We start from the raw sequence: 22,362 nt of genomic DNA, 5'->3' as shown, positions 1-22,362 counted from the left end.
GCGATCGCGTTCGTCACAGACGCGTTCGCCACAGACGTGTTCGTTACGAACGTGTTTGCCACGAACGCGTTCGTCGCCCTACGCTCGTCCCATCGCCGCGCACCGGCGCCGAGCCAGGGCCGAGCCAGGGAGGCATTGCCATGTCCGGAGCACCTCGTATCGCCATCGTCGGAGGAGGTCTTGGCGGGCTGACGCTGGCGCGCGTTCTGCACGTCCACGGCATCGCCTCGACCGTCTACGAACTGGACGCCTCGGCCACCGCACGCGACCAGGGCGGCTCGCTGGACATGGATCCGGAGTCCGGCCGGCGGGCGCTGCTGCACGCCGGTCTGCTGGAGGAGTTCCGGCCGCTCAGCCGCCCCGAGGACGGGGAGCTGCGGCTGCTCGGCAAGGACGCCGCCGTCGGCCTCCGCATCCCCGCGCCGGAACCGGGCGAGGGAGACGAGGGAGAGGGAGACGAGGGCGAGGCGCGGCCCGAGGTCGACCGCAGGGCGCTGCGGGATCTGCTGCTGGGCTCGCTGCCCGAGGGGACGGTCCGCTGGGGCCACAAGGTGCGGGCGGTCGCCCTCGGTGTGGCGGGGCGGCCCACGCTCACCCTGCCCGACGGCCGGACCGTCGAGGCGGATCTGCTGGTCGGCGCGGACGGGGCGTGGTCCAGGGTCCGGCCCCTGGTGTCCGACGCCGACCCGGTCTACTCCGGAATCTCGTTCGTGGACTGTCTGCTGCACGACGCCGACGCCCGGCACCCCGCCGTCGCCGAACTCGTCGGCCGGGGAACGATGTTCGCCCTGGCGGACGAGAAGGGGCTGATCGCCCAGCGCAACGGCGGCGACCGCATCCGCGTCTACGCCGCGCTCAAGGCACCGGAGGAGTGGAGCCGTTCGGGCCTGATCGACCCGGCGGACCCGGCGGCGGCCAGGAAGCGGCTGCTGGACCTCTTCCCCGACTGGGACGAGGGGCTGCGCGCGCTGATCTCCGACAGCGACGGCCCGCTCGTCCCCCGGCCCATCCACGCCCTGCCCATCGGCCACCGCTGGGACCGTACGCCCGGCGTCACGCTCCTGGGCGACGCCGCCCATCTGATGTCCCCCTTCGCGGGGGCGGGCGCCAACCTCGCCATGCTCGACGGCGCGGAACTCGCCCTCGCCCTCACCACCCACAATGACCTGGAGACGGCTCTGAACGCCTACGAGACACCCATGTTCGCGCGCGCCGAAGAGGCGGCCGCGCAATCGGCCGACAACCTCACCGGCTTCTTCCGCCCGGACGGGCTGCGGATCGCGTGCGACACCTTCACCGCGGTCACCTCCGGAGGTGCGGCCCGATGACCACCCACCAGACCACCGGATTCACCATCGAGCCCTACCCCGGCCTGCCCCTGACGGTGCGGGACGTGGGCGCGGGCCGGCCCGTGCTCGTCCTGCACGGCGGCGGCGGACCCGCCTCCGTGGCCGCCATCGTGGACCACTTCGCCGCCACCTCCCGGGTGCTGGCGCCGACCCATCCGGGCTGGGAGGACACCCCGCGGCCGGAGTGGTTCTCGGACGTGGGCGACCTCGTCGAGACCTATCTGGACCTGCTGGACGACCGCGATCTGCGCGATGTCCTGGTCGTCGGCGCCTCGTTCGGCGGCTGGGTCGCCGCCGAGATGACCGTGCGCGACCGGGCCCGCCGGATCGGCGGGCTGGTCGTCATGGGCGCCTTCGGACCGCATATCGAGGGGCACGAGGTGCGATTCCCCACCGCCCCGCCCGGGCCGCCGTCCGGATCGCCCTCCGGCCAGGGCTCCGGCGCGCCGGCACCCGCACCGGCATCGGAACCGGCACCGCGCCGGGGCCCCTCGCCCGCGGCCCTCCAGGCGCTGGTGGCCTACACGGGCCCGACGAGGTCCGATCCGAAGCTGCTGCACCGGCTGGCCCGGGTGAGCGTGCCCGCCCTCGCGGTGTGGGGGGAGCAGGACACCGCCGTCCCGCCCGACTTCGGCCGCGCGTACGCCGCCGCGATCCCGGGGGCGCGGTTCGAGCTGATCCCGGGCGCGGGCCACATCCCCACCCGGGAGGCCCCGGAGGCCACGTTCGCCGCGATCGACGCCTTCGCGGCCAACATCGTGCGGTAGCGGGCACCCGTCAGGCGGGGCGTCCGAACTCCTTGCGGAAGAGCTCCAGCACATTGCCGCCGAGGATCTTCTCGACGTCCCCCTCGGGAAGGCCCCTTCGGACCAGCGCCTCGGTCACCAGAGGCAGTCCGCGGGGGCCTTCCAGGCCGGGGACCAGCAGCCGGGCGTACTCGACGTCCTCGCAGCAGGGCGGGGTGGTGTCATCGCTGACCTCCTTGATGAAGTCCGGCCCCAGACCCACCCGGTCGACGCCGATCACCTCGGCGATATGGACGATGTGATCGGCCAGCCGGTCCACCGTGCGGTCGGCCTGGGCGGTGGCCAGGAACTCGCCGAGGAAGTTGACGCACACCACGCCACCGGTCGCGGCGATCCCGCGCAACTGCTCATCGGTGAGGTTGCGATGGTGGTCCAGGAGCGCGCGGGCGGAGGAGTGGGTGGCCAGTACGGGGCGGGTGGCCAGCTCCAGCACATGGGCGACCCCGGAGGCGCCGAGGTGGGAGACGTCGAAGAGGATGCCAAGACGCTCCATCTCCCGCAGCGCCAGGACCCCGGCCTCGGTGAGCCGGCTTCCGGTGGCGTCCTCACCGCTGCCGTCGGCCAGGGCGGTGCGGCCCCAGTGGGCGAGCGAGGCGATGCGCACCCCGAGGCGGTGGAGGGTCGGGAGCAGCTCCACGTTCGCGTCCAGCCCGGGGGCGCTCTCCAGCGCCAGCACCAGGGCGATCCGGCCGTCGGCGAGGGCCGCGTCGATGTCGTCGCCGTCCAGGCACAGCCGTACCTCGTCGGCGTTGCCCTCGGCGAGGGTGTGGGCGCATTCGATCATCCGCAGCGTCTCGCGCAGCGCGCCCTCGGGGCGGAACCGGTCGTCGATGAAGACCGGCAGCACCTGCACATCCACTCCGCCCTCGCGGAGCTGCGGCAGCCAGCGCTCCCGGAAGTAACCGGCCCAGCGGTGCGGTGGGCGGGCGGTGACGGCGATCAGCAGATCGTTGTGGGCGTCGGCGACGACGGCGCGCTGGTGGAGGTCACGGCTCATAGGGCACGGCTCATTGGGACGACGGTGGCCTTTCGCGGGACGTTCGCGGAACGTTCGTGGGACGGGAAGCGGCGTCGGTCATCGTGACGTACGCGCCTGCCGCCGAGCCATGGGTTTTCGCTGCCACGGCGGGCGGGCGGGCGCGATCCCCGAGCCCGTCGGCCGGGTGAGAGGATCGGACGGACGGGCCCGAGGGACGGAGGCGGGAGATGTCGGTGGAGATCACCTGGTGGGGTCATGCCACCGCGACCGTGCGGGACTCCGGGGTGCGGGTGCTGACCGACCCCCTGTTCGTACGGCGCCTGGCGCATCTGCGGCGCCGCCGGGGGGCCGTGCCACCGGCGGCCGCGGCGGTGGCGGACGTGGCGCTGGTCTCGCATCTGCACGCCGACCATCTGCACCCCGGCTCGCTGGCCAAACTGCTGCCCGGCACCCGGCTGGTGGTGCCGCGCGGGGCCGGGCGGGCGGTGCCCGGGCTGCGGCGGGTGGTGGCGGCGCGGGGGCTGCGGGTGACCGAGATGGCGCCGGGCGATGTGTACACGGTCGGCGAGGTGCGGATCCGGGCGGTACCGGCCGAGCACGACGGGCGGCGGCTGCCGTACGGGCCGAGCCGGGTGCCCGCGCTGGGGTATGTGCTCAGCGGCGAGTCGACCACGTACTTCGCGGGCGACACCGGGCTGTTCGACCGGATGGCGGAGGCGGTCGGCGAATGCGATGTGGCGCTGCTCCCGGTGGGCGGCTGGGGGCCCTACCTCGGCCCCGGCCATCTCGACGCGGGCCGCGCGGCACAGGCGCTGGCGCGGCTGGGGGCGCGCTGCGCGGTGCCGGTGCACTACGGGACGTACTGGCCGATCGGGATGGACGCGATCCGTCCGCATGAATTCCACGCCCCCGGCGACGACTTCGTGCGCCACGCCGGGCGGCTGGCCCCCGACGCGGTGGTGCACCGGCTGGGGCACGGGGAGTGCGTCCGGCTGGAGCCCGCCAGGTGATGGGGCAACTGGCGATTCTGGGGGACCTGGTCGATCTGGCCCGCAGCGTGCCCTCCGAGTCGACCCAGCAGGCCGTGGGGTATCCCTCGCTGTTCCTGCTGGTGGTGTTCGGGTCACTGGTGCCGGTGGTGCCCACCGGTGCGGTGGTCTCCTCGGCCGCGGTGGTCGCCATCCACCAGACCGCTCCCCCGCTGTCGCTGCTGGTGGTCTTCGGGGTCGCCTCACTGGCGGCCTTCACGGGCGACGTGATGCTCTACTGGCTCGGGCGCCGCGGGGTGGCTTCGAAGAACGGCTCGCGATGGCTGGAGCGGATCCACGACCACGCGGCGCCGGAACGGCTGGACCAGGCACAGGCGCGGTTGGAGGACCACGGGGTGGCGGTTCTGGTGCTCTCCCGGCTGCTCCCGGCCGGGCGGATACCGGTGATGCTGGCCTGCCTGCTGGCCCGCTGGCCCCTGCGCAGATTCGCCCGCGGCGCCGGGCCCGCGGCGCTGGCCTGGGCGGTGACGTACCAGCTCATCGGCATCCTGGGCGGCTCGCTCTTCCCCGAACCGTGGGAGGGCGTGGCGGCGGCCGTGATCCTGACGGTGGTGATCAGCACGGCCCCCGCGCTGTGGAGGCGGCGGCGCCGTACCGCCCGCGACGCGCGGAGCGAAGCCACGGGCTGACGCCCCCTCCGCCCCTGGACCCCGGGGGTCCGGGCGGCTCCGACACTGAAGTCCGGGGCGCGGCCCCGGCGCGGTCCTGACCGGGACGGAGGGGTGTTCGCAGACCGTGCGCGCTTCACTTTCCGGAGATCTTGGCGCGGGCATTGGCCAGCAGTTGGAAGGCGTGCTCGCGGTCCTGCTCCAGCGTGCCGTCGACCCCGTCGACGGTGACTGTGATCAGCTTCCTGCCCTCGCCCGCGTAGGCTTCCACCCTGCCGCCCGCCAGGAACTCCTCGGGAGGGTCGGCCCGGTAGGTGCCGCACGCCCCCTTGGGCCCCTTGAAGGTCTTGGTGACTCCGTCGGCCGACGTGGCGTGACACTTCCCGCCGACGTACTCGGCCATCTGGGCGGGATCCTCCTCATCGAGGATTTGCAGCGAGAGCTTCGCGAAGGTGTGGGGCGGCCCGCTCGTACCGCGGCCCGACTCGCTGAGCGAGATGTTGACCAGGCACGACCCCTTGCCGTCCTGGAAATGCCCGTTGACGTCGGCGAACTTGTTGTCGCCGAGCGCCGCGGCGACCGTTTCCGGCTTCAGGTAGTGGCCGCAGCCCGTGTTCACCCCCTTGGCCAGCGCTGTGGTCACCGAGGGACTGGTCTCGCTCCCGCCGCCTCCTCCGCACCCGGTCATCAGCAGAAACACCACAACCAACCCGGCCCCAGCAGACCCGCTGCGACGCATCTCCGCCCCCATCACCCTGGCGCATCACCGCTACCCGTTCATGGCGGCAAGACCTTAACAGGCACGCCGCCTTATCGGAGTTGGAGCCATGTCCCCCCGGGCGCCTCCCCCGTACGCCACCCGCCCCCGGTCGGCGGGGCGGCTCACCGACCGGGGGCGGGTGGCGTACGGGAGAGCGGCGCCCGGGAAGGGGCGGGTCAGCCGTCCAGGCTCAGTACCTCTCGCAGCGCACGCGTCAGGGCGGCTTCCGGGTCGGGGACCGAGCGTTCCACTCGCCAGGCGACGAAGCCGTCGGGGCGGACCAGGACCGCTCCGTCGGGGGCGGTGCCGTGGAGTTCGGCCCAGTCCGTGCCCGGTTCGGGGGCGAGTTCGTGGTCCGGTCCGTCGCCGACCCGGTAGCAGTCCAGCGGTACGCCGAGGGCGTCGGCGGCGCGGTGGCCCGCCTCGTACCAGGAGGTCCCGCCCGGCCCGGTGAGCAGCACGCAGGTGCGCTCGTACAGGTCGAGGGTGGACAGCCGCACCCCGCAGCGGTGCACCCACATATGGGGTGCGCGGCTGCCGGGCTCGGCCGAGACCATGAAGCGGTCGGGCACCGCGGGCGCGGCGGGGTCGGCGCCGACGACCGCGCCGCGCACATAGCGGTAGCCCATCGCGACGGCCATGACATTGCTCTGCGGGCCCCGGTCCTCGGTGGCGGGCGCCGAATACCCGGGGTGGCTGTGCTCGGCCGATCGGGCGGCGGCGCGGGCGCTGGTGGCCTGGGCGACCGGCCGCCGTTCCATGCCGTAGGTCTCCAGCAGTCCGGGGCCCGCCCAGCCGCCCATGACGGCGGCGATCTTCCAGGCCAGGTTGTGGGCGTCCTGGATGCCGGTGTTGGAGCCGAAGGCGCCGGTGGGCGACATCTCGTGCGCGGAGTCCCCGGCGAGGAAGACCCGGCCGTCGGAGTAGTGGTCCGCCACCCGCTCGGCCGCGTGCCAGGGCGCCTTTCCGGTGACCTCGACCTCCAGGTCGGGCATGCCCACGGCGGTACGGATGTGCCGGGCGCAGCGCTCGTCGGTGAACTCCTCCAGCGCCTCGCCGCGCTCGGGGTGCCAGGGGGCGTGGAAGACCCACTGCTCCTGGTTGTCGACGGGCAGCAGCGCCCCGTCCGCCTCCGGGTTGGTGAGGTAGCAGGCGATGAAGTGGCGGTCCCCGACCGCGTCCGCGAGCCGCTTGGCGCGGAAGGTGATGGACACGTTGTGGAACAGCTCGCCGCGGCCGCTCTGCTCGACGCCGAGCGCCTCGCGCACCGGGCTGCGGGGGCCGTCGGCGGCGATGAGGTAGTCGGCGCGGACCGTGGAGCGCCGTTCGGACCTACGGTCCAGGAGCACGGCGGTGACGCCGTCCGCGTCCTGCTCGAAGGAGATCAGCTCGGTGGAGAACCGCAGATCGCCACCGAGGTCCTGGGCCGCGCCCAGCAGTACCGGCTCCAGGTCGTTCTGGCTGCACAGGCACCATCCGGCAGGGCTGATCCGGGCGGCCTTGCCACCCGGGTCCATTTCCCGGAAGAGCCAGTGGCCCTCCGTACCGGTCAGGGACGGCGTCTGAAGAATTCCGTGGTTGTCGGCCAGGACGGACGCGGCCTCGCGGATCGCGGACTCCACCCCGGCGGTGCGGAACAGTTCCATCGTCCGGATGTTGTTCCCCCGTCCGCGCGGGTGGTGCGAGGTGCGCGGGTGTTTTTCGACCAATAGATGACCGATCCCCAGTCGGCCCAGGAACAGTGAGGCGGACAGGCCCACCAGGGAGCCGCCCGCGATGAGGACGGGCACACGCTCAGCATTGTCGGCAAGACGGTTCATTGTGCTGCTATGCCCGGTGTTTCCGGGCTCTTCCGAGACGCTGACGAGGCGTTCGCTCGGATGGCTCACATATCTCGCGCCATTGGTGGGCGCGCCCCACGATCGTCTAACGGGCGGGTGTCCTCGATGCCCGGAAGGACGCGTCCGCGAAATAAGGAGTGGAATATGAGCACCCTGTCCGATATTCCGGAGACCACGGTGAACCCAGCGCCGACGACCGTGGAATCCGCTCTCACCGACACCAGATTGCGCGTCGTCTTGCTGGTGCAGGTCAACAGCGGTGCCGAGCAGCGCTTTCTGCGTGCCTATGACCAGTTGTCCCAGCAGGTGGCCGCGGTGCCCGGGCACATCAGCGACCAGCTCTGCCAGTCGATCGAGAATCCCTCCCAGTGGCTGATCACCAGCGAATGGGAAAGCGCCCCTCCGTTCCTGGCCTGGGTGGACTCTCCCGCGCACCGGGAGATGGTCAAGCCCTTCCACGGCTGTGTCGAGGACACCCGCTCACTGCGGTTCAGCATTATGCGGGAGACCCTGACCGCCGGATCAGCGCCGGTCGATGTCACCACCCGGGGTGTCGACGCCGCGCTGCGGGTCGGCGACGGGCTGGTCCGCCAGGCGCTCACCTTCACCGTGAAGCCCGGCACCGAGGACTCCGTCGCCAAGATCCTGGCCGATTACGCCTCGCCCGAGGCCCGGGTCGACGAGACCACCCGGCTCTCCCGCACCTCCGTCTTCATGAGCGGCAACCGGGTGGTGCGGGCCGTGGAGGTCAAGGGCGATCTGACCGCGGCGCTGCGCTTCGTGGCCCGGCAGCCGGAGATCAGGGCGGCCGAGGAGGCCCTCAACCCGTATCTGGAGGAGGACCGCAACCTCGACGACCCCAGCTCGGCACGGGAGTTCTTCGCCCGGGCGTCGCTTCCGGTGGTCCACCACATGACGACCGGCGGCTCGCGCCCCGCCCAGGGCGTCCACCGGCACGCCCTGCTCTACCCGGTCAAGGCAGGCTGCGGCCCGGCGGTGGCCAGTCTGCTGGCCCGGCAGGACGAGCTCGCGGTGAACAAGGAGATGGCCGCGGAGCAGTCCGCCAAGACCCTGCTGAGCAGCACCATCTTCCAGCGTGACGACATCGTGGTGCGGCTGGTGGACCTGAGCGTGCCGCTGGACCGGCACCCCGCCATGGCGGCCGGTGTGAGCGGACGGCGGGCGGCCGCCGTGCTGGGCCGTCTCCTCGACCTCGGGGCGGACGGGGCGGTGATCGACCTGTCCGTGGACGACGGGCTGCGCCGCTTCCTCGCCGACTGCGACATGACCCCGATCACCGACCGCCAGGCGGCGGACCACTGACGGCCCCTCTCCCCCTCGTACCTTCCCACCCCCTGTGGCGCGGATCGCGCAACGCTACCTGGAGGAACTCATCATGACCACGCAGTCCCCTCTCGTCGTCGACCTCGCCGCGGTCGCCCCCAACCGCCGGCGCGGTGGCGATGTGCGCGCCATGCTCACACCGCCGCTGGTGGGCGCCACGAGCGGCTTCATGGGGATGGCCATCGTGGGGCCCGGAGAACGGGTCACCGAGCACTACCACCCGTACTCCGAGGAGTTCGTGTACGTCGTCAGTGGCGACATGGAGGTGGACCTGGACGGCGAGCCGCATCCGCTCCGCCCCGACCAGGCGATCCTGATCCCCATCAATGTGCGCCACCGGTTCCGCAATGTGGGCAGCGCCGAGGCGCGGATGGTCTTCCACCTCGGCCCCCTGGCGCCGCGCCCCGAGCTGGGCCATGTGGACACGGAGTCCGCCGAACCCGCCGAGGCGACGTCGTGACCCGACGGGTGGTGGTCACCGGGCTCGGCGTCGTCGCCCCCGGGGGCCTGGGCGTTCCGGCGTTCTGGGACATGCTCACCGCGGGCCGTACGGCCACCCGTAACATCACGCTCTTCGACGCGGAGCGGTTCCGCTCCCGGATCGCCGCCGAATGCGACTTCGACCCGCTGGCCGGCGGTCTGACCTTCGAGCAGATCGAACGCTCGGACCGCTATGTGCAGTTCGCGCTGGTGGCGGCCAAGGAAGCGGTCCGGGACTCCGGGCTGGACCTCCAGGCGCTCAACCCCTGGCGGATAGGGGTCTCCCTGGGCAGCGCGGTCGCCGCCTCCACCCGGCTGGAGCAGGACTACGTCAAGGTCAGCGATGCCGGAGAACACTGGGATGTGGACCACCGCAAGGCGGGTCCGCATCTCCAGCACGCGTTCTCGCCGAGCGCGCTGTCATCCGGGGTGGCGGAGCTGACCGGTGCGCAGGGCCCCGTGCAGTCCGTCTCCACCGGCTGCACCTCCGGTCTCGACGCGATCGGATACGCCTTCCAGGCGATCGAGGAGCGGCGGGCCGATGTGTGCATCGCCGGGGCCGCGGATTCCCCGATCACCCCGCTGACCGTGGCCTGCTTCGACTCGATCAAGGCCACCTCGGCGAACAACGACAACGCGGCCGGCGCGTCCCGGCCGTTCGACGCCCACCGGGACGGCTTCGTCCTCGGCGAGGGCTCCGCCGTGCTGGTCCTGGAGGAGCTGGAGCACGCCCGGGCCCGAGGGGCGCGGATCTACTGCGAGTTCCGGGGCTTCGCCACCTACGGCAACGCGTACCACATGACCGGGCTGACGCGGGAAGGGCTGGAGATGTCCGAGGCGATCGACCACGCGCTCGGCCATGCCCGCGTCAACAGCGACGAGATCGACTACGTCAACGCGCACGGCTCGGGCACCAAGCAGAACGACCGGCATGAGACGGCGGCCGTGAAGCGGTCCCTGGGCGAGCACGCGTACAAGACCCCCATGAGCTCGATCAAGTCCATGGTGGGCCATTCCCTGGGGGCGATCGGCGCCATCGAGGTGGTCGCCTGCGCCCTGGCACTCGCCCATGGCGTGGTGCCGCCGACGGCCAACTACGAGACCCCCGACCCCGAATGCGACCTCGACTATGTCCCGCGCACCGCCCGCGCCCTCCCGCTGCGCAATGTGCTGTCGGTCGGCAGTGGGTTCGGCGGCTTCCAGTCGGCGGTGGTGCTGGGCCGGACGGACGGGAGGGCGGCATGAACGCTGCGATGAACACCCGGAACCGGGGTGCGGCCATCACGGGCCTCGGTGTGATCGCCCCGAACGGGGTGGGCACCGACGCCTTCTGGAAGGCGACCCGGGAGGGGATTCCCTGCCTCGACCGGATCACCCGCGAGGGCAGCGAGCACTTCCCGGTCCGGATCGGCGGCCAGGTCCGCGGCTTCGATCCGGGCTCGATGATCGAGGAGCGTTTCCTCGTCCAGACCGACCGCTTCACCCACTTCGCGATGGCCTCGGCCGATCTCGCGCTGGACGACGCCAAGCTGCCGGTGGACGACATGTCGCCGTTCGCGGTGGGCGTGGTGACCGCCTCCGGTTCCGGGGGCGGCGGGTTCGGCCAGAGCGAGCTCCAGCAGCTCTACAGCAAGGGGCCGCGCTATGTGGGCCCGTACCAGTCCATCGCGTGGTTCTACGCCGCCAGCACCGGCCAGGTCTCCATCCGCAACGGGTTCAAGGGCCCCTGCGGGGTGGTGACGAACGACGAGGCCGGCGGTCTGGACGCGCTCGCGCACGCCCGCCGGTCCATCCGGCGGGGGGCGGACGCGATGGTGGCCGGCGCCTCCGAGGCATCGCTGGCCCCGTACTCCATCGTCTGCATGCTCGGCTGGGACGAGCTCAGCCGGGCCCGCGACGCGGGCCGGGCCTATCTGCCGTTCACCGAGGACGCCTGCGGATTCGCGCCCGGGGAGGGCGGGGCGATGCTGGTCGTGGAGGAGGAGGGGGCCGCCCGGCGCCGCGGGGTGCGGATCCGGGGCTTTATCGCGGGGTACGGCTCGACCTTCACCGGGCCCTCCCGCTGGGAGCGGTCCCGGGAGGGGCTGGCCCAGGCCATCCGCGTCGCCCTGGAGGACGCCCAGTGCGCGCCGGAGGAGATCGACATGGTCTTCGCCGACGCCCTCGGCGTGCCCGAGGCCGACCGCGCCGAGGCGCTGGCCATCGCCGACGCCCTCGGGCCGCACGGCACCCGGGTCCCGGTGACCGCGCCGAAGACCGGCTTCGGCCGGGTGCACTGCGCGGCCCCCACGCTCGACGTGGTGGCCGCCGTGCTCGCCATGGAGCACCGCGTCGTGCCCCCGACCCCGTACGTCACCGACGTCTGCCATGAGCTCGACCTGGTCACCCGCAGCTCCCGCCCCGCCGAGCCGCGGACGGCGCTGGTGCTCAGCCGAGGGCTCATGGGTTGCAACGCGGCGCTCGTGCTCCGCGGACCGGAAGGAGATTACTGATGTCCAGTCAACTGTCCTATGGGGAACTGGCCACGCTGATGAAGCGGTGCGCCGGGCTCACCGTCGATCCGGACACGATGCAGACCCGGCCGGACTCCACCTTCGAGGAGTACGGCCTGGACTCGCTTGGTCTGCTCGCCATCGTCGGCGAGCTGGAGAACCGGTACGGCACCCCGATCGAGCCGGGTGCCGAAAGCTGCAAGACCCCCGGGGACTTCCTCGACGTCATCAACACCTCACTTACCTCAGGAGCATGAAGATGGCAGGCCACACCGACAACGAGGTCATGATCAAGGCGCCGTTCGACCTCGTCTGGAACATGACCAACGACCTGGAGAACTGGCCGCAACTCTTCAGCGAGTACGCCTCGGTCGAGGTGCTCCAGCGGACCGGGGACACCACCACCTTCCGCCTCACCATGCACCCCGACGAGGACGGCAAGGTCTGGAGCTGGGTCTCGGAGCGGGAGACGGCCCGCGATGTGCGCACGGTATGGGCCCGCCGCGTCGAGCCCGGCCCCTTCGCGTACATGAACATCCGCTGGGAGTACGAGGAGGAGTCCGAGGGCACCCGCATGCGCTGGACCCAGGACTTCGAGATGCGGCCCGACGCGCCGGTCGACGACCCGACGATGACCGACCACATCAACCGCAACTCCCGTATCCAGATGGATCTCATCCGGGACAAGATCGAGCAGCGGGCCCGGGAGACGGTGAGGGCATGAGTGTGTACCGCACCATGATCGTCGCCAAGATGCAGCGGGACGCGGCCCCCCAGGTGGCCAAGATCTTCGCGGAGTCCGACCGCGGCGAACTGCCGGGGCTGATCGGCGTCACCGGCCGCAGCCTCTTCCAGTTCGGCGATGTGTATCTGCATCTGATCGAGGCCGACCGGCCGCCGGCCACCGAGGTCACCAAGTACGCCAAGCACCCGGAGTTCCGCGACGTCAGCGCCCGTCTCCAGCCGTATATGCAGGCGTACGACCCGGCGACCTGGCGCGAGCCCAAGGACGCCATGGCGCATGAGTTCTACCGCTGGGAGCGCGACGGGAACTAGGGGACGCGTCCCGCCGCACGGGGCCGCCGACGGAGTTCACACTCCCGGCGGCCCTTTCCTTATGCCCCGTCAGCGAAAATCTCACACTACTGGGCTCATCGGAATGATGTCTGCCGAAAAGGTGAAAGGGCGTCAGTCCATTCGCGCGGCAAATGAGTGATCATTGCGCTTATCTACACCCAGAGGGCTTACAACAGAGCAGATCGCAAGTCGCGTCGAGTGGCAGGGGGAGCCCTCTTCGCTGACGGTGGACAAGACGCCGATGCGATCCCTTTATCTGGCAAATAGTCAGTATCGTGACGGCGCCGGAAGGAATGACTCATGCGATCTACTCGCGCACTCTTCACCGGGGCGGCGATTGCCGCCACCCTGACCCTGGGCGCCCCCGCCGCCGCGTTCGCCGCCGACGTCTCGGACCCGGGCGGTCACGGTGGGTACTCGAGCAGCCAGGAGTCCTCCGAGGACGGCTACGGCCAGGGCGGCAGCTCCTGGCAGGACAAGGACGACCACGGCCGCGAGGACGGCCGGGAAGACCACGGCCGCGAGGAAGGCCGGGAAGACCACGGCAAGGAAGAGATGAAGGGCAAGGACGAGGGCCGCGACTTCGACCACGGCAAGGACGAGGGCCGGGACTTCGACCACGGCAAGGACGAGGGCCGCGACTTCGACCACGGCAAGGACGAGGGCCGCGACTTCGACCACGGCAAGGACGAGGGCCGGGAGCGCGACCACGAGTGGGACGGCAAGAAGGGCGACCACGACTGGTCCGGCGGCTCCTGGAAGGACCACGAGAAGGGCGAGAAGCCGCGCGGTGGCGTCCACACCGGTGGTGGCGGCCTGGCCACCACGGGCAGCGGCATGGCCGCCGGCTCCGTCCTGCTCCTCGGTGGTCTCGGCGCCGGCGCCTACGCCCTGCGTCGTCGCAAGCCGACCGGCACCGCGATCTGAGCCTGACGCTTTCGTAATTCCGTGCTGCCGTGGCACCTCCGCCGAACGGTGGTGTCACGGCAGCGCCACGAACGCTGTGAAAAGCGGCTGTGAGAAAAGCAAGTAAGAAAGGCGCTGTGAGAAAGGCGAACACCCCCATGGGAAAGCCGGCCAAACAGGGCGCTGCCGACAGCAACACCCGCATCCTCCGCTGGGCCGCCGCGTCGGCCATCATCGGCGTATTCCTCATCTACAACTCCGTCGACGCCGCCTCCCAGAACACCCCGGCGTCGGCCCGGCCCACGGCCAGCGCCCCGGCGTCCATCTCCGAACCGGAGAGCGACACTTCGGTCGAGGACGACTACGCGGACTCCCCGGAGTCGACGGCCGCCCCCGAGTCCCGCCCCGGACCCGCGCTGCCCCGCTCCCCCGCGTCCCATCTGGACATCCCCTCGATCGGCGTGAGCGCGCCCTTCACCCCCCTCTCGCTGGACGCGTCGGGGGTGCTGGTCCCGCCTCCGGACACCGAGCAGAACCTGGTGGGCTGGTACGAGGGCGGCCCCTCCCCCGGTGAACGCGGCAACGCGATCGTGGCCGGGCATGTGGACACCAAGGTCGGCCCGGCGGTGTTCGCCACCCTCAGCCAGCTCAAGCCGCAGGGCAAGGTGGCCATCACCCGCGAGGACGGGATCGTCGCGACCTTCGTCGTCGACAAGATCAAGACGTTCAAGAAGAACGACTTCCCGGACCGGAAGGTGTACGGGGACACCCCCAACGCCCAGTTGCGGCTGATCACCTGCGGCGGGGCCTATGACCACACGGCCAAGGACTACACGGCCAATGTGGTGGTGTTCGCGCACCTCAGCTCGTACCGCTACAGCTAACGGACCAACAGACCGACAGGAAACAAGCCGAGCACACGCCACGGTGCCCGCGTCGTCGAGGACGGACGACGCGGGCACCGTGGTGTGCTTTCCCCTCCCCGCCCCTTCCCGTTACCAGGGGCTCCGCCCCTGGACCCCGGGGTCCAGGGGCGGAGGGAGCCCCACCACGCGGCGGAGCCGCATATCGATTTCGGGAAAGGGCGGGGAGGGGAAACAGCCCGCCGCAGGCGTCAAGATCCGTCGGAAACCCCTAGCGGCGGCCCGTGGCGGGCACCGTGGAGTCGAAGGCGTGCAGCGCGCCGTTGACCGGCCGGATGTCGGTCACCTTCAGCCCGGCCTCGGTCATCCGCGTCACCATGCTGTCCTCGGTGTGCTTCCGGCCGCCCACATTGAGCAGCAGGAACAGGTCCATCGCCGTGGTGAAGGAGGAGGGGCTGTTGTCGACGAGGTTCTCGATGACGACCACCCTGGCCCCGGGCCGCGCCGCCGCGACCACATTGGCGAGCGTCCGGCGGGTGCTCTCGTCGTTCCATTCGAGGATGTTCTTGATGATGTAGAGATCGGCCTCGACGGGGACCTCACGCCGGCAGTCGCCGGGCACCAGCGTCGCCCGCGAGGCCAGTGGCCCGCCGTCCCGCAGCCGCGGATCGGCGTTCGCCACCACCTGCGGCAGGTCCAGCAGCGCGCCCTGAAGCGCCGGATGGCGCTCCAGCAGACTCGCCAGCACATGGCCCTGGCCGCCGCCGATGTCCACCACGTCCTTGACCCCGTCGAGGTCGAGGAAGGCGGCGACATCGGCGGCCGACTGCCGGCTGGAGGTGGTCATCGCGGCGTCGAACACCCGGGCCGACTCGGGCGCGTCCTCATGGAGATAGGCGAAGAAGTCCTTGCCGTAGATCTCGTTGACGACACAGCCGCCACCGCGCACCGCCCGGTCCAGCAGCGGCCACGCCTCCCAGGTCCACGGCTCGGTGCACCACAGGGCGATGTTGCGCAGGCTGCCCGGGGTGTCCTCGCGCAGCAGCCGGGACATCTCGGTGTGCCGGAAGCGGCCGTCCGCGGTCTCGGCGAAGATCTGACAGCAGGCCAGGGAGCGCAGCAGCCGGCGCAGCGGATCGGGCTCGACGTCCACGGCCGAGGCCAGTTCGCCGATGGAGGCGGGCTGCTCCCCCAGCGCGTCGGCGATCCGCAGCCGGACCGCGGCGCGCACGGAGGCCGCCCGTGCGGCGCCGAAGACGATCTCCCGCAGTTGCATGGGCGGCGGCGGCGCGGCCGGTGCCGCGGCCGCGGGGGTGGTGGCGTCCACAGTGGTCATGACGTCGCCTCTGAGCACCGGCCCGTGGGCTCGGACAGCTCGCACACGTTGTCGGTGAAGGTGTTGTCGGGGCCCTTGTCCCGGTCGGCCAGGTCGGCGGGCTTGTTGCCGCTCAGCACATTGCGGCTGACGGCGTTCTTGGCGTTGGGGGCGCCCACGGCGCTCGTGAACAGCACGATCCCGCCGGACATGGGCGAGGTGCCCACGTTGCCGGTCACCTGGTTGTCCGTCACCCGGGTGCCCTCGGTGCCGGTGAGCACGATGCCCGCGCCCTGGATGAAGGGGAGCCGGTCGGTGGCCTCGCAGTAGGCGTTGTTCTCGTACACGGAGTTGTGGCGGACGCTCAGGTCCCCGGCGCGCGGGGTCGATTCGTCGCCGACGACGAACACCCCGGCGCAGTTGCCGGTGATGGTGTTCCCCTCGACCGTGAGGTCGCGCAGCCGGCGGACCACGACACCGGTCCGGTTGCCGCTGAGCTGGTTGCCCGCCACCAGGGTGCCCAGGGCGTCGGTGGCGCCGCCCTCGGCGTCCATGGTGTTGGCCAGGAAGATGCCGGACTGCTTGTTGCTCCGCGAGACGTTGTCGGCGAAGGTGCCGCGGGTGGACATCTCCTGGCCCATGCCCTGCTGGCCGTTGCCCTCGGCGACGGTGTCCCGCACGGTCATCCGGTCGGTGCCCGAGCCCCAGATGCCGTTCTTGGCGAAGCCGGTGACCTTCAGTGAGCCGATCCGTACATCCGAGACGGGGTCTTCGGCCGTCCCGGTGACGCAGATGCCGTGACCGGCCGCGCCGCAGGCGTTGTCCGACGGCTTCGCGGCCGGGGAGAGCACGGTGCTCTCGCCCGCGCCGAGCAGGGTCAGCCGGTCGGTGCTGATCTGGATGTTCTCCCGGTAGGTGCCGGGCCGGAGCTCGATGGTGTCGCCGGGCTTGGCGGCGTCCACGGCGGCCTGGACCGACTGGCCCGGCTGCACCACATGACGGGTCGCCGCCTGGTCGGCGGGGTCGACGGGGGCGGCGTGGGCTCCGGGAAGCTGGGCGAGTTCGATGACGAGGACGGCCGTGAGGCCGGCGAGGTGACGAAGTTTCGGAGTGCGCATGAACAGGAAGCTAGGTGGGCTGCGCACCACTCGCCACTTATGATCCTTCTATCACCTATGCTCTGGATTCCTCCACTTGGCCCCCTATTCGAGCACGCGCGAGGCCCCGACCGGCAGATCCCACAGCTCCTCGCGCGGGCGCCCGGTGGCCTCCCAGGCCGCGCGGATCCGGTGCAGCGGCTCCACCGGCGGCTCGGCCGCGAGCAGGAACGTCGACCAGTGCATGGGCGCCAGCACCCGCGCCCCCAGGTCCTGATGCGCCCGTACGGCGTCCTCCGGATCGGTGTGCACCCCCTTCAGCATCCAGCGCGGCTCATAGGCACCGATGGGCAGCAGCGCCACATCGATGCCCGGGTAGCGGCGGCCGATCTGCCGGAACCAGTGGCCGTAGCCGGTGTCCCCGGCGAAGTACACCCGCCGGCCGCCGGGCGCGGTGATGACCCATCCGCCCCACAGCGAGCGGCAGGTGTCGGTGAGGGTGCGCTTGCTCCAGTGGTGGGCCGGGACGAAGTCGAAGCGGACCGGGCCGTCCGCACCGGGCAGTTCGGCCGCCTCCCACCAGTCGAGCTCGGTCACCCGGGTGAATCCGCGGGTCCGGAACCAGCCCGCGAGCCCGGCCGGGACGAAGACCGGCGTCGCCCTCGGCAGCCGTTTGACCGTGGGCGCGTCCAGATGGTCGTAGTGGTTGTGGCTGATGACGACCGCGTCGACGGGCGGCAGATCCTCCCAGCGGACCCCCACCGGGGTGACCCTGGCCGGGGTGCCGAGGATCCTGCGCGACCAGACCGGGTCGGTGAGCACGGTGAGCCCGCCGATCCGCAGCACCCAACTGGCGTGCCCCGCCCAGGTGACCGCGGTCCGGCCGGGGGCGGGGAGCGGCAGCGGCCCCGGTTCGAAGGGCAGCTCGGGGATCTGCCGGAGCGACGCCACGGACGGTCTGAGCCGCCCTTCCCGGGCGAGCCGGGCCACGGCCCGCACCCCCGGCAGCGGCGAGGTGAGCCGATCCGCGAACGACCGCGGCCAGCGGCGGATCTCGCCCAGGGGGCGGGGGGAGGCGGGCGCGGGGGCGGCCGGATCGAGGGTGGGCGGCTCGGAGGTGGCCGCCTCGGGCGCCACCGGATCGAGGGCCGCCGGACCGGAGGGGGCCGGACCGGAGGTGGCCGGCTCGGTGCCGGCCGGATCGGGGGCGGCCGGACCGAAGCTGGCCGACTCGGGGGCCAGCGAATCGGGGGCGGCCCGATCCGAGACGGCCGGATCGGAGGCCACCGGATCGGAGGCGGCCGACTCTCGGGTGGCGGACTCGGGCGTGGTCGGGAGCGGGCGGCGGCGTTCGGCCGGGTCGGCCTGCTCGGCGTGGTCGGTCATGGCCTGGCTCCCTTCCCTCCTGGCAGCGGTCCCCTGGCGGCTCAGGCCGCCATTCCGTCCTCGATCAGGTCGCGGAACGCCGCCTCGAAGGCGGCCAACGCCGCCGCCACATGCGGCAGTTCCAGCGGATCGGGCGCCTGGAGCGCCCGTAGCCGCGACTCCTCCGCCGCTCCCAGCAGCGGCAGGGTCGCCAGCCGCAGGCGCAGCGTGTGCGGGGGGTCGCCGAAGCGATGGCCCCCGGCCACGCTCCGGCCGATCCGCCGCACCAGCTCGCGCTCCAGCTCCACCGAGTCGGTGATGCCACGGGCGGCGAGCACCCCGCGCAGTTCGTCGAGGTCGGCGTAGAGATGGCGGCCGGCCTGCGGGGGGCGGGCCAGCGCCCCGACGGCGGTCAGCGCGCGGTAGGCGGCCGCGGCCACGGCCCCGTGTGCCCGGGCCGCGGCGGCCATCCGGCCGCGGACCGGCTCGGGCTCGCCGAGGGCGTACCCGGCGGCCGCGGCGACGGGCGCGGGCAGCCCGGAGCGTACGGCGGTGAGCAGGGACAGCACCCGGCCGCGCAGCTCCACCCCGCGCTCGGTGGCCGGGAACCGGGCCATCGCGGCGGGCCAGCCCGCCGGGGTGAAGGCGCCCACCAGATCGGAGAGCACGATCACGTTCTCCGGGCTCATCTCGGCGGGGCTGAGCAGCACCGTGCCATGCGGATGGTGGACGGTGTCCCGCCAGGTCTCATCGCTGACGATCAGCAGCCCCTCGGCCACGGCCGCCTCGCACACCTCGTGCAGCAGCTCGGGCGGGGCCACGGTGCCGGTGGGGTCGTCGGCCACCGACAGCAGCAGGACCCGGGGCACCCCGCCCTCGGCGCGGATCCTGCGGACGATCTCCAGCAGCGCGAACGGATCGGGCAGCCCACCGCATTCGGCCGGGACGGGCGCGTGGTGGGCCCGCCGGTTCACCAGCCGCGCCAGCGGTGAGTACCAGGCGGCGCAGGGGCGGGGCAGCAGCACATCGCCGCCGGGGGCCGAGGCGAGCAACGCCAGCAGCAGCGGCTCGGCGCCGGGGGCGACCACGACATGCTCCGGGTCGGTCCACAGCCCGCGCCGCGACCAGTAGCCACAGGCCGCCGAGCGCAGCCCGGCCGAGCCGCCGACCGGCTCCGGTGCGGTGTGGCCGGCCGCCGTGACGAAGCTGTCGAGCAGCTCCGGGAGGACCGGCAGCCCGCCGTCGTCCCGGTCCGCCGGAGCCGGGGCGGTCCACTGCCGCTGCATTCGCCACACCTCCGCCCGTGCCGGACGCGTCACCGCCTGCGGATGTCCGCCTTCTGTCCACCTTCGCAGATCTCCGGCGCCGTTTCGCGGAAGGCGGCCGGGGGACCCGGGCGCCATGACAGCGACGCCGGAACAGCACGATGTGGTGGACGTCCTCACCGCGGACCACCACGCGGTGCGCGATCTCTTCGAGGGGTACCGCGCCACCACCGACCCCGACCAGCGGCGGCAGCTCGTCGACCGGATGACGGTGGAGGTGGTGCGGCACTCCGTGGCCGAGGAGAGCCATCTGTACCCCACGGTCCGCAAGGCGCTGCCGAACGGCGACCGGATCGCCGACGAGGAGATCGAGGAGCTGGCCGAGGCCGAGCGGATCCTGTCCGACCTGGACGCCGTGGACCCCCGGGACCGGCGGTTCGACCCGCTGGTACGGGATCTGATGGACGTGGTGTCCATGCATATCCGCGGCGAGGAGGATCTCGTCTTCCCCGAGCTGCGGGAGCGGCTCACCCCGGAGGAGCGGATGATGCTGGGCCTGCGCGTCGGCGAGGCGACGGCCGCGGCGCGGGGCGTGCCCCCGGTCAGCCCGGAAGGTCCCGGTCCGGGCCGGACGCTGGCCGACCGGGTCCGGGAGCGGCTGACCGGCCGAACGCGATGAGCTCCTTCTCCAGGCCGCGGCCGCGGGTGCGCACCACGGTCTCGGCGAGCTCGGCCAGCTTGTTGTTGGTCCGCTGGGAGAGCCGGCGCAGCAGGTCGAACGCCTGGTCCGGGTCGCAGCCCAGGACGTACATGACGATGCCGCACGCCTGGTCGACCACGGGCCGGGTGCGCAGCGCGGTGTCCAGTTGGTCGACCTGGACGAGGGCGGCGCGGTAGAGCCGGTCCCGGGCCATGCTCTCGGTGGCCAGGTCGCCGAGCAGCTCGGTGGTGCCCTGGGCGGCCTCCTTCAGGGGGCCGGGGCGCAGCCCGTAGACCGAGACGGTCACGGTGAGCCCGTCGCAGACGAAGGGCAGGGTGGCGGTGGACCGGACGCCCGCGTCCAGCGCCCGGGCCCGGTAGCGCGGCCAGCGGTCGTCGTGGAGCAGATCGTCGGCGCCCGCCGGGCGGCCGGTGTCGAGCGCCGCGAGGATCGGGCCCTCCCCGGCGCGCATCTGGACAGACACCAGCGCGGACAGATCGGGGTGGGTGGCCGCCGTGGTCCGGTCCGCGGCCGCGGCGCCGGAGGACTCCTCGGCGAGCACGGCGGTGGCGGTGGCCCCGCAACTGTCGGGCGTGCCCGCGGCGGCCTGCTCGGCCAGTTCGGCCAGGCCGCGGCCGAGGGAGGGCGCGTCGGTCTGGCAGGCCGTGCGGATGTGCGTACGGTCGGGCATCGCCGGGTCCGCTCCTTCCGCTCGGTTTCGCTCCGGTGCGATGTGCGTTTACGGCCCCGTCCGCGTCCGGGGCCCCGATTTCTTCGCCTTCCCACGGCATTGAGCGGAAAACGGCACCCGGGCCGTCCACCGCGTCCGGGCAGGCTACGGTGTGCCCATGCCAGGCGCTCAGGAGTTTGGTGCGGAGCTGACAGACTTCCGCAGACGGGTGGACGAATTGCGGACCGCGCGGGCCTCGCTGCCCCCGCAGGAGCGGCTGTCCTTGCTGGACGCCGCTCTTTTCGAGCTCCAGCATGTGGTCGACGTGCTGTGGCCGCGCCATGAGGAGCTGACGGCGGCCTCCCGGAGCCCCGGCGGGGGCCGGGCCGACCCGCAGGAGCAGCAACTGCTGCGGGCGCTGTTCCAGCGGCTGCCGGTCCCCGCGGTCCTGCTGGACCGCGACACCGTGGTGCGGCGCATGAACTTCGCCGCCACCCAGCTCTTCCACACCCGCGCCGGATACGCCACCGGGCGCCCGCTCGCCGCCTCGCTGCGGCGCGACGGGCAGGCGGCGCTGCGCTCGCAGGTCGCCGCGGTGGCGCGCGGCGAGGGCGACCGCAGCCTGACGGTGCGGCTGTCGCAGCCGTCGGCCGACGGTGAGGTGCGGGTGACCCTGGCCGCGCTGCGACCGCCGGGCGAGCCCCATCCGGCGGTGCTGGCGGCGTTCCAGCCCGGGATGTGCGGCGCCCCGGCGGGCGAGGGGACGGCCGGGGCACGGCGCCCGGAGTCCCGGCCGGACCTGGCGGAGGTGACCCGCCATGCCGAGCTGCTGGACCTGGCCGACGACATGGCGGCGGCGCTGCTGAGGGTGGCGCTGGCCGGGGGCGGTCCGGAGGCCGTGCTGGCCAGGGCCGCGGAGGTGCTGCACGGCCGGTTCGCGGACTGGGTGATCGCCGACCTGGCCCCGGAGAGCGGCCCCGGCGCCCCGCGCCGGGTGGTGGCGCTCGGCCCGCGGGACGCGGTGGGCGACCGTACGGCCTCCCTGGCCGAGCAGGACCCGGCCGACTGCCCCCTGGTGGTGGACGCGCTGTCCGACGGGGTCTCCGCGCTGCGGGTGAGCCCGGCCGACGCCGACGCCTTCGGCCGGGACGCGTCGGGTGCGCCCGTGCTGGTGCGCGAGGAGGTCACCTCGCTGCTGTGCATACCCCTGCGCGCCTCCGCCACGGATCCGGTCCGCGGGGCGCTCACGCTCTTCCGTACGGGCGGGCGCGGTGCCTTCGAGATGGCGGAGGCGGGCGTGGCGGACCGGATCTCCCGCCATGTCGCCCTGGCCATGCCGCGTACGGCTCCGCGGGCGCCTGCGCCGGGGGCGTGACCCGGCGGGGCGGCTAACCGT

General features: G+C 72.5%; 23 protein-coding genes. 15 read left to right on the top strand and 8 right to left on the bottom strand.

The window, feature by feature from the left end; genetic code table 11:
• Nucleotides 1–140: 140 nt before the first annotated feature.
• Together ACK1X7_RS36400 and ACK1X7_RS36395 are read left to right on the top strand one after the other, a co-directional pair.
• Complete coding sequence (locus ACK1X7_RS36400) at nucleotides 141–1,328, top strand: FAD-dependent oxidoreductase (RefSeq protein ID WP_413116168.1); 1,188 nt, start codon at nucleotides 141–143, stop codon at nucleotides 1,326–1,328.
• Nucleotides 1,325–2,116: an alpha/beta fold hydrolase gene (locus tag ACK1X7_RS36395; RefSeq protein WP_398158611.1), complete on the top strand. Its 792-nt coding sequence runs from the start codon at nucleotides 1,325–1,327 to the stop codon at nucleotides 2,114–2,116. The genes ACK1X7_RS36400 and ACK1X7_RS36395 overlap by 4 nt, the downstream gene beginning before the upstream one ends.
• 10 nt (nucleotides 2,117–2,126) lie before the next feature.
• Here the strand turns inward: ACK1X7_RS36395 and ACK1X7_RS36390 are convergent, their stop codons facing one another.
• Nucleotides 2,127–3,152: a dipeptidase gene (locus ACK1X7_RS36390; RefSeq protein WP_413116167.1), complete on the bottom strand. Its 1,026-nt coding sequence runs from the start codon at nucleotides 3,150–3,152 to the stop codon at nucleotides 2,127–2,129.
• Between the two features lie 209 nt (nucleotides 3,153–3,361).
• Between ACK1X7_RS36390 and ACK1X7_RS36385 the strand changes: the two genes are divergently transcribed.
• A complete protein-coding gene (locus tag ACK1X7_RS36385; RefSeq protein ID WP_398158610.1) occupies nucleotides 3,362–4,144 on the top strand; it encodes an MBL fold metallo-hydrolase in 783 nt (260 codons plus the stop codon).
• Entirely contained in the window at nucleotides 4,144–4,812 is a 669-nt protein-coding gene (locus ACK1X7_RS36380) for a DedA family protein (RefSeq protein ID WP_385144405.1), read from the top strand. Before ACK1X7_RS36385 ends, ACK1X7_RS36380 begins: the two co-directional genes overlap by 1 nt.
• 115 nt (nucleotides 4,813–4,927) lie before the next feature.
• Here the strand turns inward: ACK1X7_RS36380 and ACK1X7_RS36375 are convergent, their stop codons facing one another.
• Together ACK1X7_RS36375 and ACK1X7_RS36370 are read right to left on the bottom strand one after the other, a co-directional pair.
• Nucleotides 4,928–5,434 carry a hypothetical protein gene (locus ACK1X7_RS36375; RefSeq protein WP_385144407.1) on the bottom strand — a complete coding sequence of 169 codons (507 nt, stop codon included), beginning with the start codon at nucleotides 5,432–5,434 and terminating at the stop codon, nucleotides 4,928–4,930.
• Between the two features lie 293 nt (nucleotides 5,435–5,727).
• Nucleotides 5,728–7,371, bottom strand: a complete 1,644-nt coding sequence (locus ACK1X7_RS36370) for an FAD-dependent oxidoreductase (protein ID WP_385155976.1) — start codon at nucleotides 7,369–7,371, stop codon at nucleotides 5,728–5,730.
• A 165-nt stretch (nucleotides 7,372–7,536) separates the two neighbouring features.
• Here ACK1X7_RS36370 and ACK1X7_RS36365 point away from each other — a divergent pair, with 165 nt between their 5' ends.
• The 9 genes from ACK1X7_RS36365 to ACK1X7_RS36325 all read left to right on the top strand — a co-directional run bounded on the left by ACK1X7_RS36365 (nucleotide 7,537) and on the right by ACK1X7_RS36325 (nucleotide 14,575).
• Nucleotides 7,537–8,715: a SchA/CurD-like domain-containing protein gene (locus tag ACK1X7_RS36365; protein WP_385155979.1), complete on the top strand. Its 1,179-nt coding sequence runs from the start codon at nucleotides 7,537–7,539 to the stop codon at nucleotides 8,713–8,715.
• A gap of 73 nt (nucleotides 8,716–8,788) precedes the next feature.
• Nucleotides 8,789–9,196, top strand: a complete 408-nt coding sequence (locus tag ACK1X7_RS36360) for a cupin domain-containing protein (protein ID WP_385155982.1) — start codon at nucleotides 8,789–8,791, stop codon at nucleotides 9,194–9,196.
• A complete protein-coding gene (locus ACK1X7_RS36355; RefSeq protein ID WP_385155985.1) occupies nucleotides 9,193–10,461 on the top strand; it encodes a beta-ketoacyl-[acyl-carrier-protein] synthase family protein in 1,269 nt (422 codons plus the stop codon). The genes ACK1X7_RS36360 and ACK1X7_RS36355 overlap by 4 nt, the downstream gene beginning before the upstream one ends.
• Entirely contained in the window at nucleotides 10,458–11,708 is a 1,251-nt protein-coding gene (locus tag ACK1X7_RS36350; RefSeq protein ID WP_385155988.1) for a ketosynthase chain-length factor, read from the top strand. Before ACK1X7_RS36355 ends, ACK1X7_RS36350 begins: the two co-directional genes overlap by 4 nt.
• Nucleotides 11,708–11,965 carry an acyl carrier protein gene (locus tag ACK1X7_RS36345; protein WP_014055766.1) on the top strand — a complete coding sequence of 86 codons (258 nt, stop codon included), beginning with the start codon at nucleotides 11,708–11,710 and terminating at the stop codon, nucleotides 11,963–11,965. The genes ACK1X7_RS36350 and ACK1X7_RS36345 overlap by 1 nt, the downstream gene beginning before the upstream one ends.
• Before the next feature lie 2 nt (nucleotides 11,966–11,967).
• Nucleotides 11,968–12,432 carry an SRPBCC family protein gene (locus ACK1X7_RS36340; protein ID WP_014055765.1) on the top strand — a complete coding sequence of 155 codons (465 nt, stop codon included), beginning with the start codon at nucleotides 11,968–11,970 and terminating at the stop codon, nucleotides 12,430–12,432.
• Nucleotides 12,433–12,434: 2 nt separating this feature from the next.
• Nucleotides 12,435–12,764: a TcmI family type II polyketide cyclase gene (locus ACK1X7_RS36335; RefSeq protein WP_216346589.1), complete on the top strand. Its 330-nt coding sequence runs from the start codon at nucleotides 12,435–12,437 to the stop codon at nucleotides 12,762–12,764.
• Nucleotides 12,765–13,085: 321 nt separating this feature from the next.
• Entirely contained in the window at nucleotides 13,086–13,712 is a 627-nt protein-coding gene (locus ACK1X7_RS36330) for a hypothetical protein (RefSeq protein WP_390792860.1), read from the top strand.
• Nucleotides 13,713–13,849: 137 nt separating this feature from the next.
• Complete coding sequence (locus ACK1X7_RS36325) at nucleotides 13,850–14,575, top strand: class F sortase (RefSeq protein WP_390792859.1); 726 nt, start codon at nucleotides 13,850–13,852, stop codon at nucleotides 14,573–14,575.
• A 250-nt stretch (nucleotides 14,576–14,825) separates the two neighbouring features.
• On the opposite strand, the gene ACK1X7_RS36320 is transcribed toward ACK1X7_RS36325, so the two are convergent.
• The 4 genes from ACK1X7_RS36320 to ACK1X7_RS36305 all read right to left on the bottom strand — a co-directional run bounded on the left by ACK1X7_RS36320 (nucleotide 14,826) and on the right by ACK1X7_RS36305 (nucleotide 19,617).
• Nucleotides 14,826–15,890 (bottom strand): methyltransferase, encoded by a 1,065-nt coding sequence (locus ACK1X7_RS36320; protein WP_398158606.1) that lies wholly within the window; start codon nucleotides 15,888–15,890, stop codon nucleotides 14,826–14,828.
• Nucleotides 15,887–16,987 (bottom strand): right-handed parallel beta-helix repeat-containing protein, encoded by a 1,101-nt coding sequence (locus ACK1X7_RS36315; RefSeq protein WP_413116166.1) that lies wholly within the window; start codon nucleotides 16,985–16,987, stop codon nucleotides 15,887–15,889. The genes ACK1X7_RS36320 and ACK1X7_RS36315 overlap by 4 nt, the downstream gene beginning before the upstream one ends.
• A gap of 84 nt (nucleotides 16,988–17,071) precedes the next feature.
• Nucleotides 17,072–18,352: an MBL fold metallo-hydrolase gene (locus tag ACK1X7_RS36310; protein ID WP_413116165.1), complete on the bottom strand. Its 1,281-nt coding sequence runs from the start codon at nucleotides 18,350–18,352 to the stop codon at nucleotides 17,072–17,074.
• Between the two features lie 41 nt (nucleotides 18,353–18,393).
• Entirely contained in the window at nucleotides 18,394–19,617 is a 1,224-nt protein-coding gene (locus tag ACK1X7_RS36305) for an aminotransferase class I/II-fold pyridoxal phosphate-dependent enzyme (protein WP_413116164.1), read from the bottom strand.
• A gap of 115 nt (nucleotides 19,618–19,732) precedes the next feature.
• On the opposite strand from ACK1X7_RS36305, the gene ACK1X7_RS36300 reads away from it, so the two are divergent.
• Complete coding sequence (locus tag ACK1X7_RS36300; RefSeq protein ID WP_385153760.1) at nucleotides 19,733–20,275, top strand: hemerythrin domain-containing protein; 543 nt, start codon at nucleotides 19,733–19,735, stop codon at nucleotides 20,273–20,275.
• On the opposite strand, the gene ACK1X7_RS36295 is transcribed toward ACK1X7_RS36300, so the two are convergent.
• On the bottom strand, nucleotides 20,199–20,987 hold the full coding sequence (locus tag ACK1X7_RS36295; protein ID WP_385153757.1) for an ANTAR domain-containing response regulator: 789 nt from the start codon (nucleotides 20,985–20,987) through the stop codon (nucleotides 20,199–20,201). The genes ACK1X7_RS36300 and ACK1X7_RS36295 overlap by 77 nt on opposite strands.
• Nucleotides 20,988–21,144: 157 nt before the next feature.
• On the opposite strand from ACK1X7_RS36295, the gene ACK1X7_RS36290 reads away from it, so the two are divergent.
• Nucleotides 21,145–22,341, top strand: a complete 1,197-nt coding sequence (locus ACK1X7_RS36290) for a PAS domain-containing protein (protein WP_385153754.1) — start codon at nucleotides 21,145–21,147, stop codon at nucleotides 22,339–22,341.
• The last annotated feature ends 21 nt before the right edge of the window (nucleotides 22,342–22,362 follow it).

The sequence above is a fragment of the Streptomyces sp. CY-1 genome (assembly GCF_047218265.1).
GTDB classification, from domain to species: Bacteria; Actinomycetota; Actinomycetes; order Streptomycetales; family Streptomycetaceae; genus Streptomyces; species Streptomyces niphimycinicus.
Note: the sequence above shows the minus strand (reverse complement) of the source record. Positions and strands in the feature narration are given on the sequence as shown.

Excerpts from the sequence above, each read along its gene's own strand:
- ACK1X7_RS36390 (WP_413116167.1), bottom strand. The coding sequence starts at position 3,152 with ATGAGCCGTGACCTCCACCAGCGCGCCGTCGTCGCCGACGCCCACAAC.
- ACK1X7_RS36310 (WP_413116165.1), bottom strand. The coding sequence starts at position 18,352 with ATGACCGACCACGCCGAGCAGGCCGACCCGGCCGAACGCCGCCGCCCG.
- ACK1X7_RS36300 (WP_385153760.1), top strand. The coding sequence starts at position 19,733 with ATGACAGCGACGCCGGAACAGCACGATGTGGTGGACGTCCTCACCGCG.
- ACK1X7_RS36295 (WP_385153757.1), bottom strand. The coding sequence starts at position 20,987 with ATGCCCGACCGTACGCACATCCGCACGGCCTGCCAGACCGACGCGCCC.
- ACK1X7_RS36315 (WP_413116166.1), bottom strand. The coding sequence starts at position 16,987 with ATGCGCACTCCGAAACTTCGTCACCTCGCCGGCCTCACGGCCGTCCTC.
- ACK1X7_RS36290 (WP_385153754.1), top strand. The coding sequence starts at position 21,145 with ATGCCAGGCGCTCAGGAGTTTGGTGCGGAGCTGACAGACTTCCGCAGA.
- ACK1X7_RS36385 (WP_398158610.1), top strand. The coding sequence starts at position 3,362 with ATGTCGGTGGAGATCACCTGGTGGGGTCATGCCACCGCGACCGTGCGG.
- ACK1X7_RS36395 (WP_398158611.1), top strand. The coding sequence starts at position 1,325 with ATGACCACCCACCAGACCACCGGATTCACCATCGAGCCCTACCCCGGC.
- ACK1X7_RS36330 (WP_390792860.1), top strand. The coding sequence starts at position 13,086 with ATGCGATCTACTCGCGCACTCTTCACCGGGGCGGCGATTGCCGCCACC.
- ACK1X7_RS36320 (WP_398158606.1), bottom strand. The coding sequence starts at position 15,890 with ATGACCACTGTGGACGCCACCACCCCCGCGGCCGCGGCACCGGCCGCG.
- ACK1X7_RS36325 (WP_390792859.1), top strand. The coding sequence starts at position 13,850 with ATGGGAAAGCCGGCCAAACAGGGCGCTGCCGACAGCAACACCCGCATC.
- ACK1X7_RS36305 (WP_413116164.1), bottom strand. The coding sequence starts at position 19,617 with ATGCAGCGGCAGTGGACCGCCCCGGCTCCGGCGGACCGGGACGACGGC.
- ACK1X7_RS36340 (WP_014055765.1), top strand. The coding sequence starts at position 11,968 with ATGGCAGGCCACACCGACAACGAGGTCATGATCAAGGCGCCGTTCGAC.
- ACK1X7_RS36365 (WP_385155979.1), top strand. The coding sequence starts at position 7,537 with ATGAGCACCCTGTCCGATATTCCGGAGACCACGGTGAACCCAGCGCCG.
- ACK1X7_RS36400 (WP_413116168.1), top strand. The coding sequence starts at position 141 with ATGTCCGGAGCACCTCGTATCGCCATCGTCGGAGGAGGTCTTGGCGGG.
- ACK1X7_RS36360 (WP_385155982.1), top strand. The coding sequence starts at position 8,789 with ATGACCACGCAGTCCCCTCTCGTCGTCGACCTCGCCGCGGTCGCCCCC.
- ACK1X7_RS36370 (WP_385155976.1), bottom strand. The coding sequence starts at position 7,371 with ATGAACCGTCTTGCCGACAATGCTGAGCGTGTGCCCGTCCTCATCGCG.
- ACK1X7_RS36345 (WP_014055766.1), top strand. The coding sequence starts at position 11,708 with ATGTCCAGTCAACTGTCCTATGGGGAACTGGCCACGCTGATGAAGCGG.
- ACK1X7_RS36350 (WP_385155988.1), top strand. The coding sequence starts at position 10,458 with ATGAACGCTGCGATGAACACCCGGAACCGGGGTGCGGCCATCACGGGC.
- ACK1X7_RS36380 (WP_385144405.1), top strand. The coding sequence starts at position 4,144 with ATGGGGCAACTGGCGATTCTGGGGGACCTGGTCGATCTGGCCCGCAGC.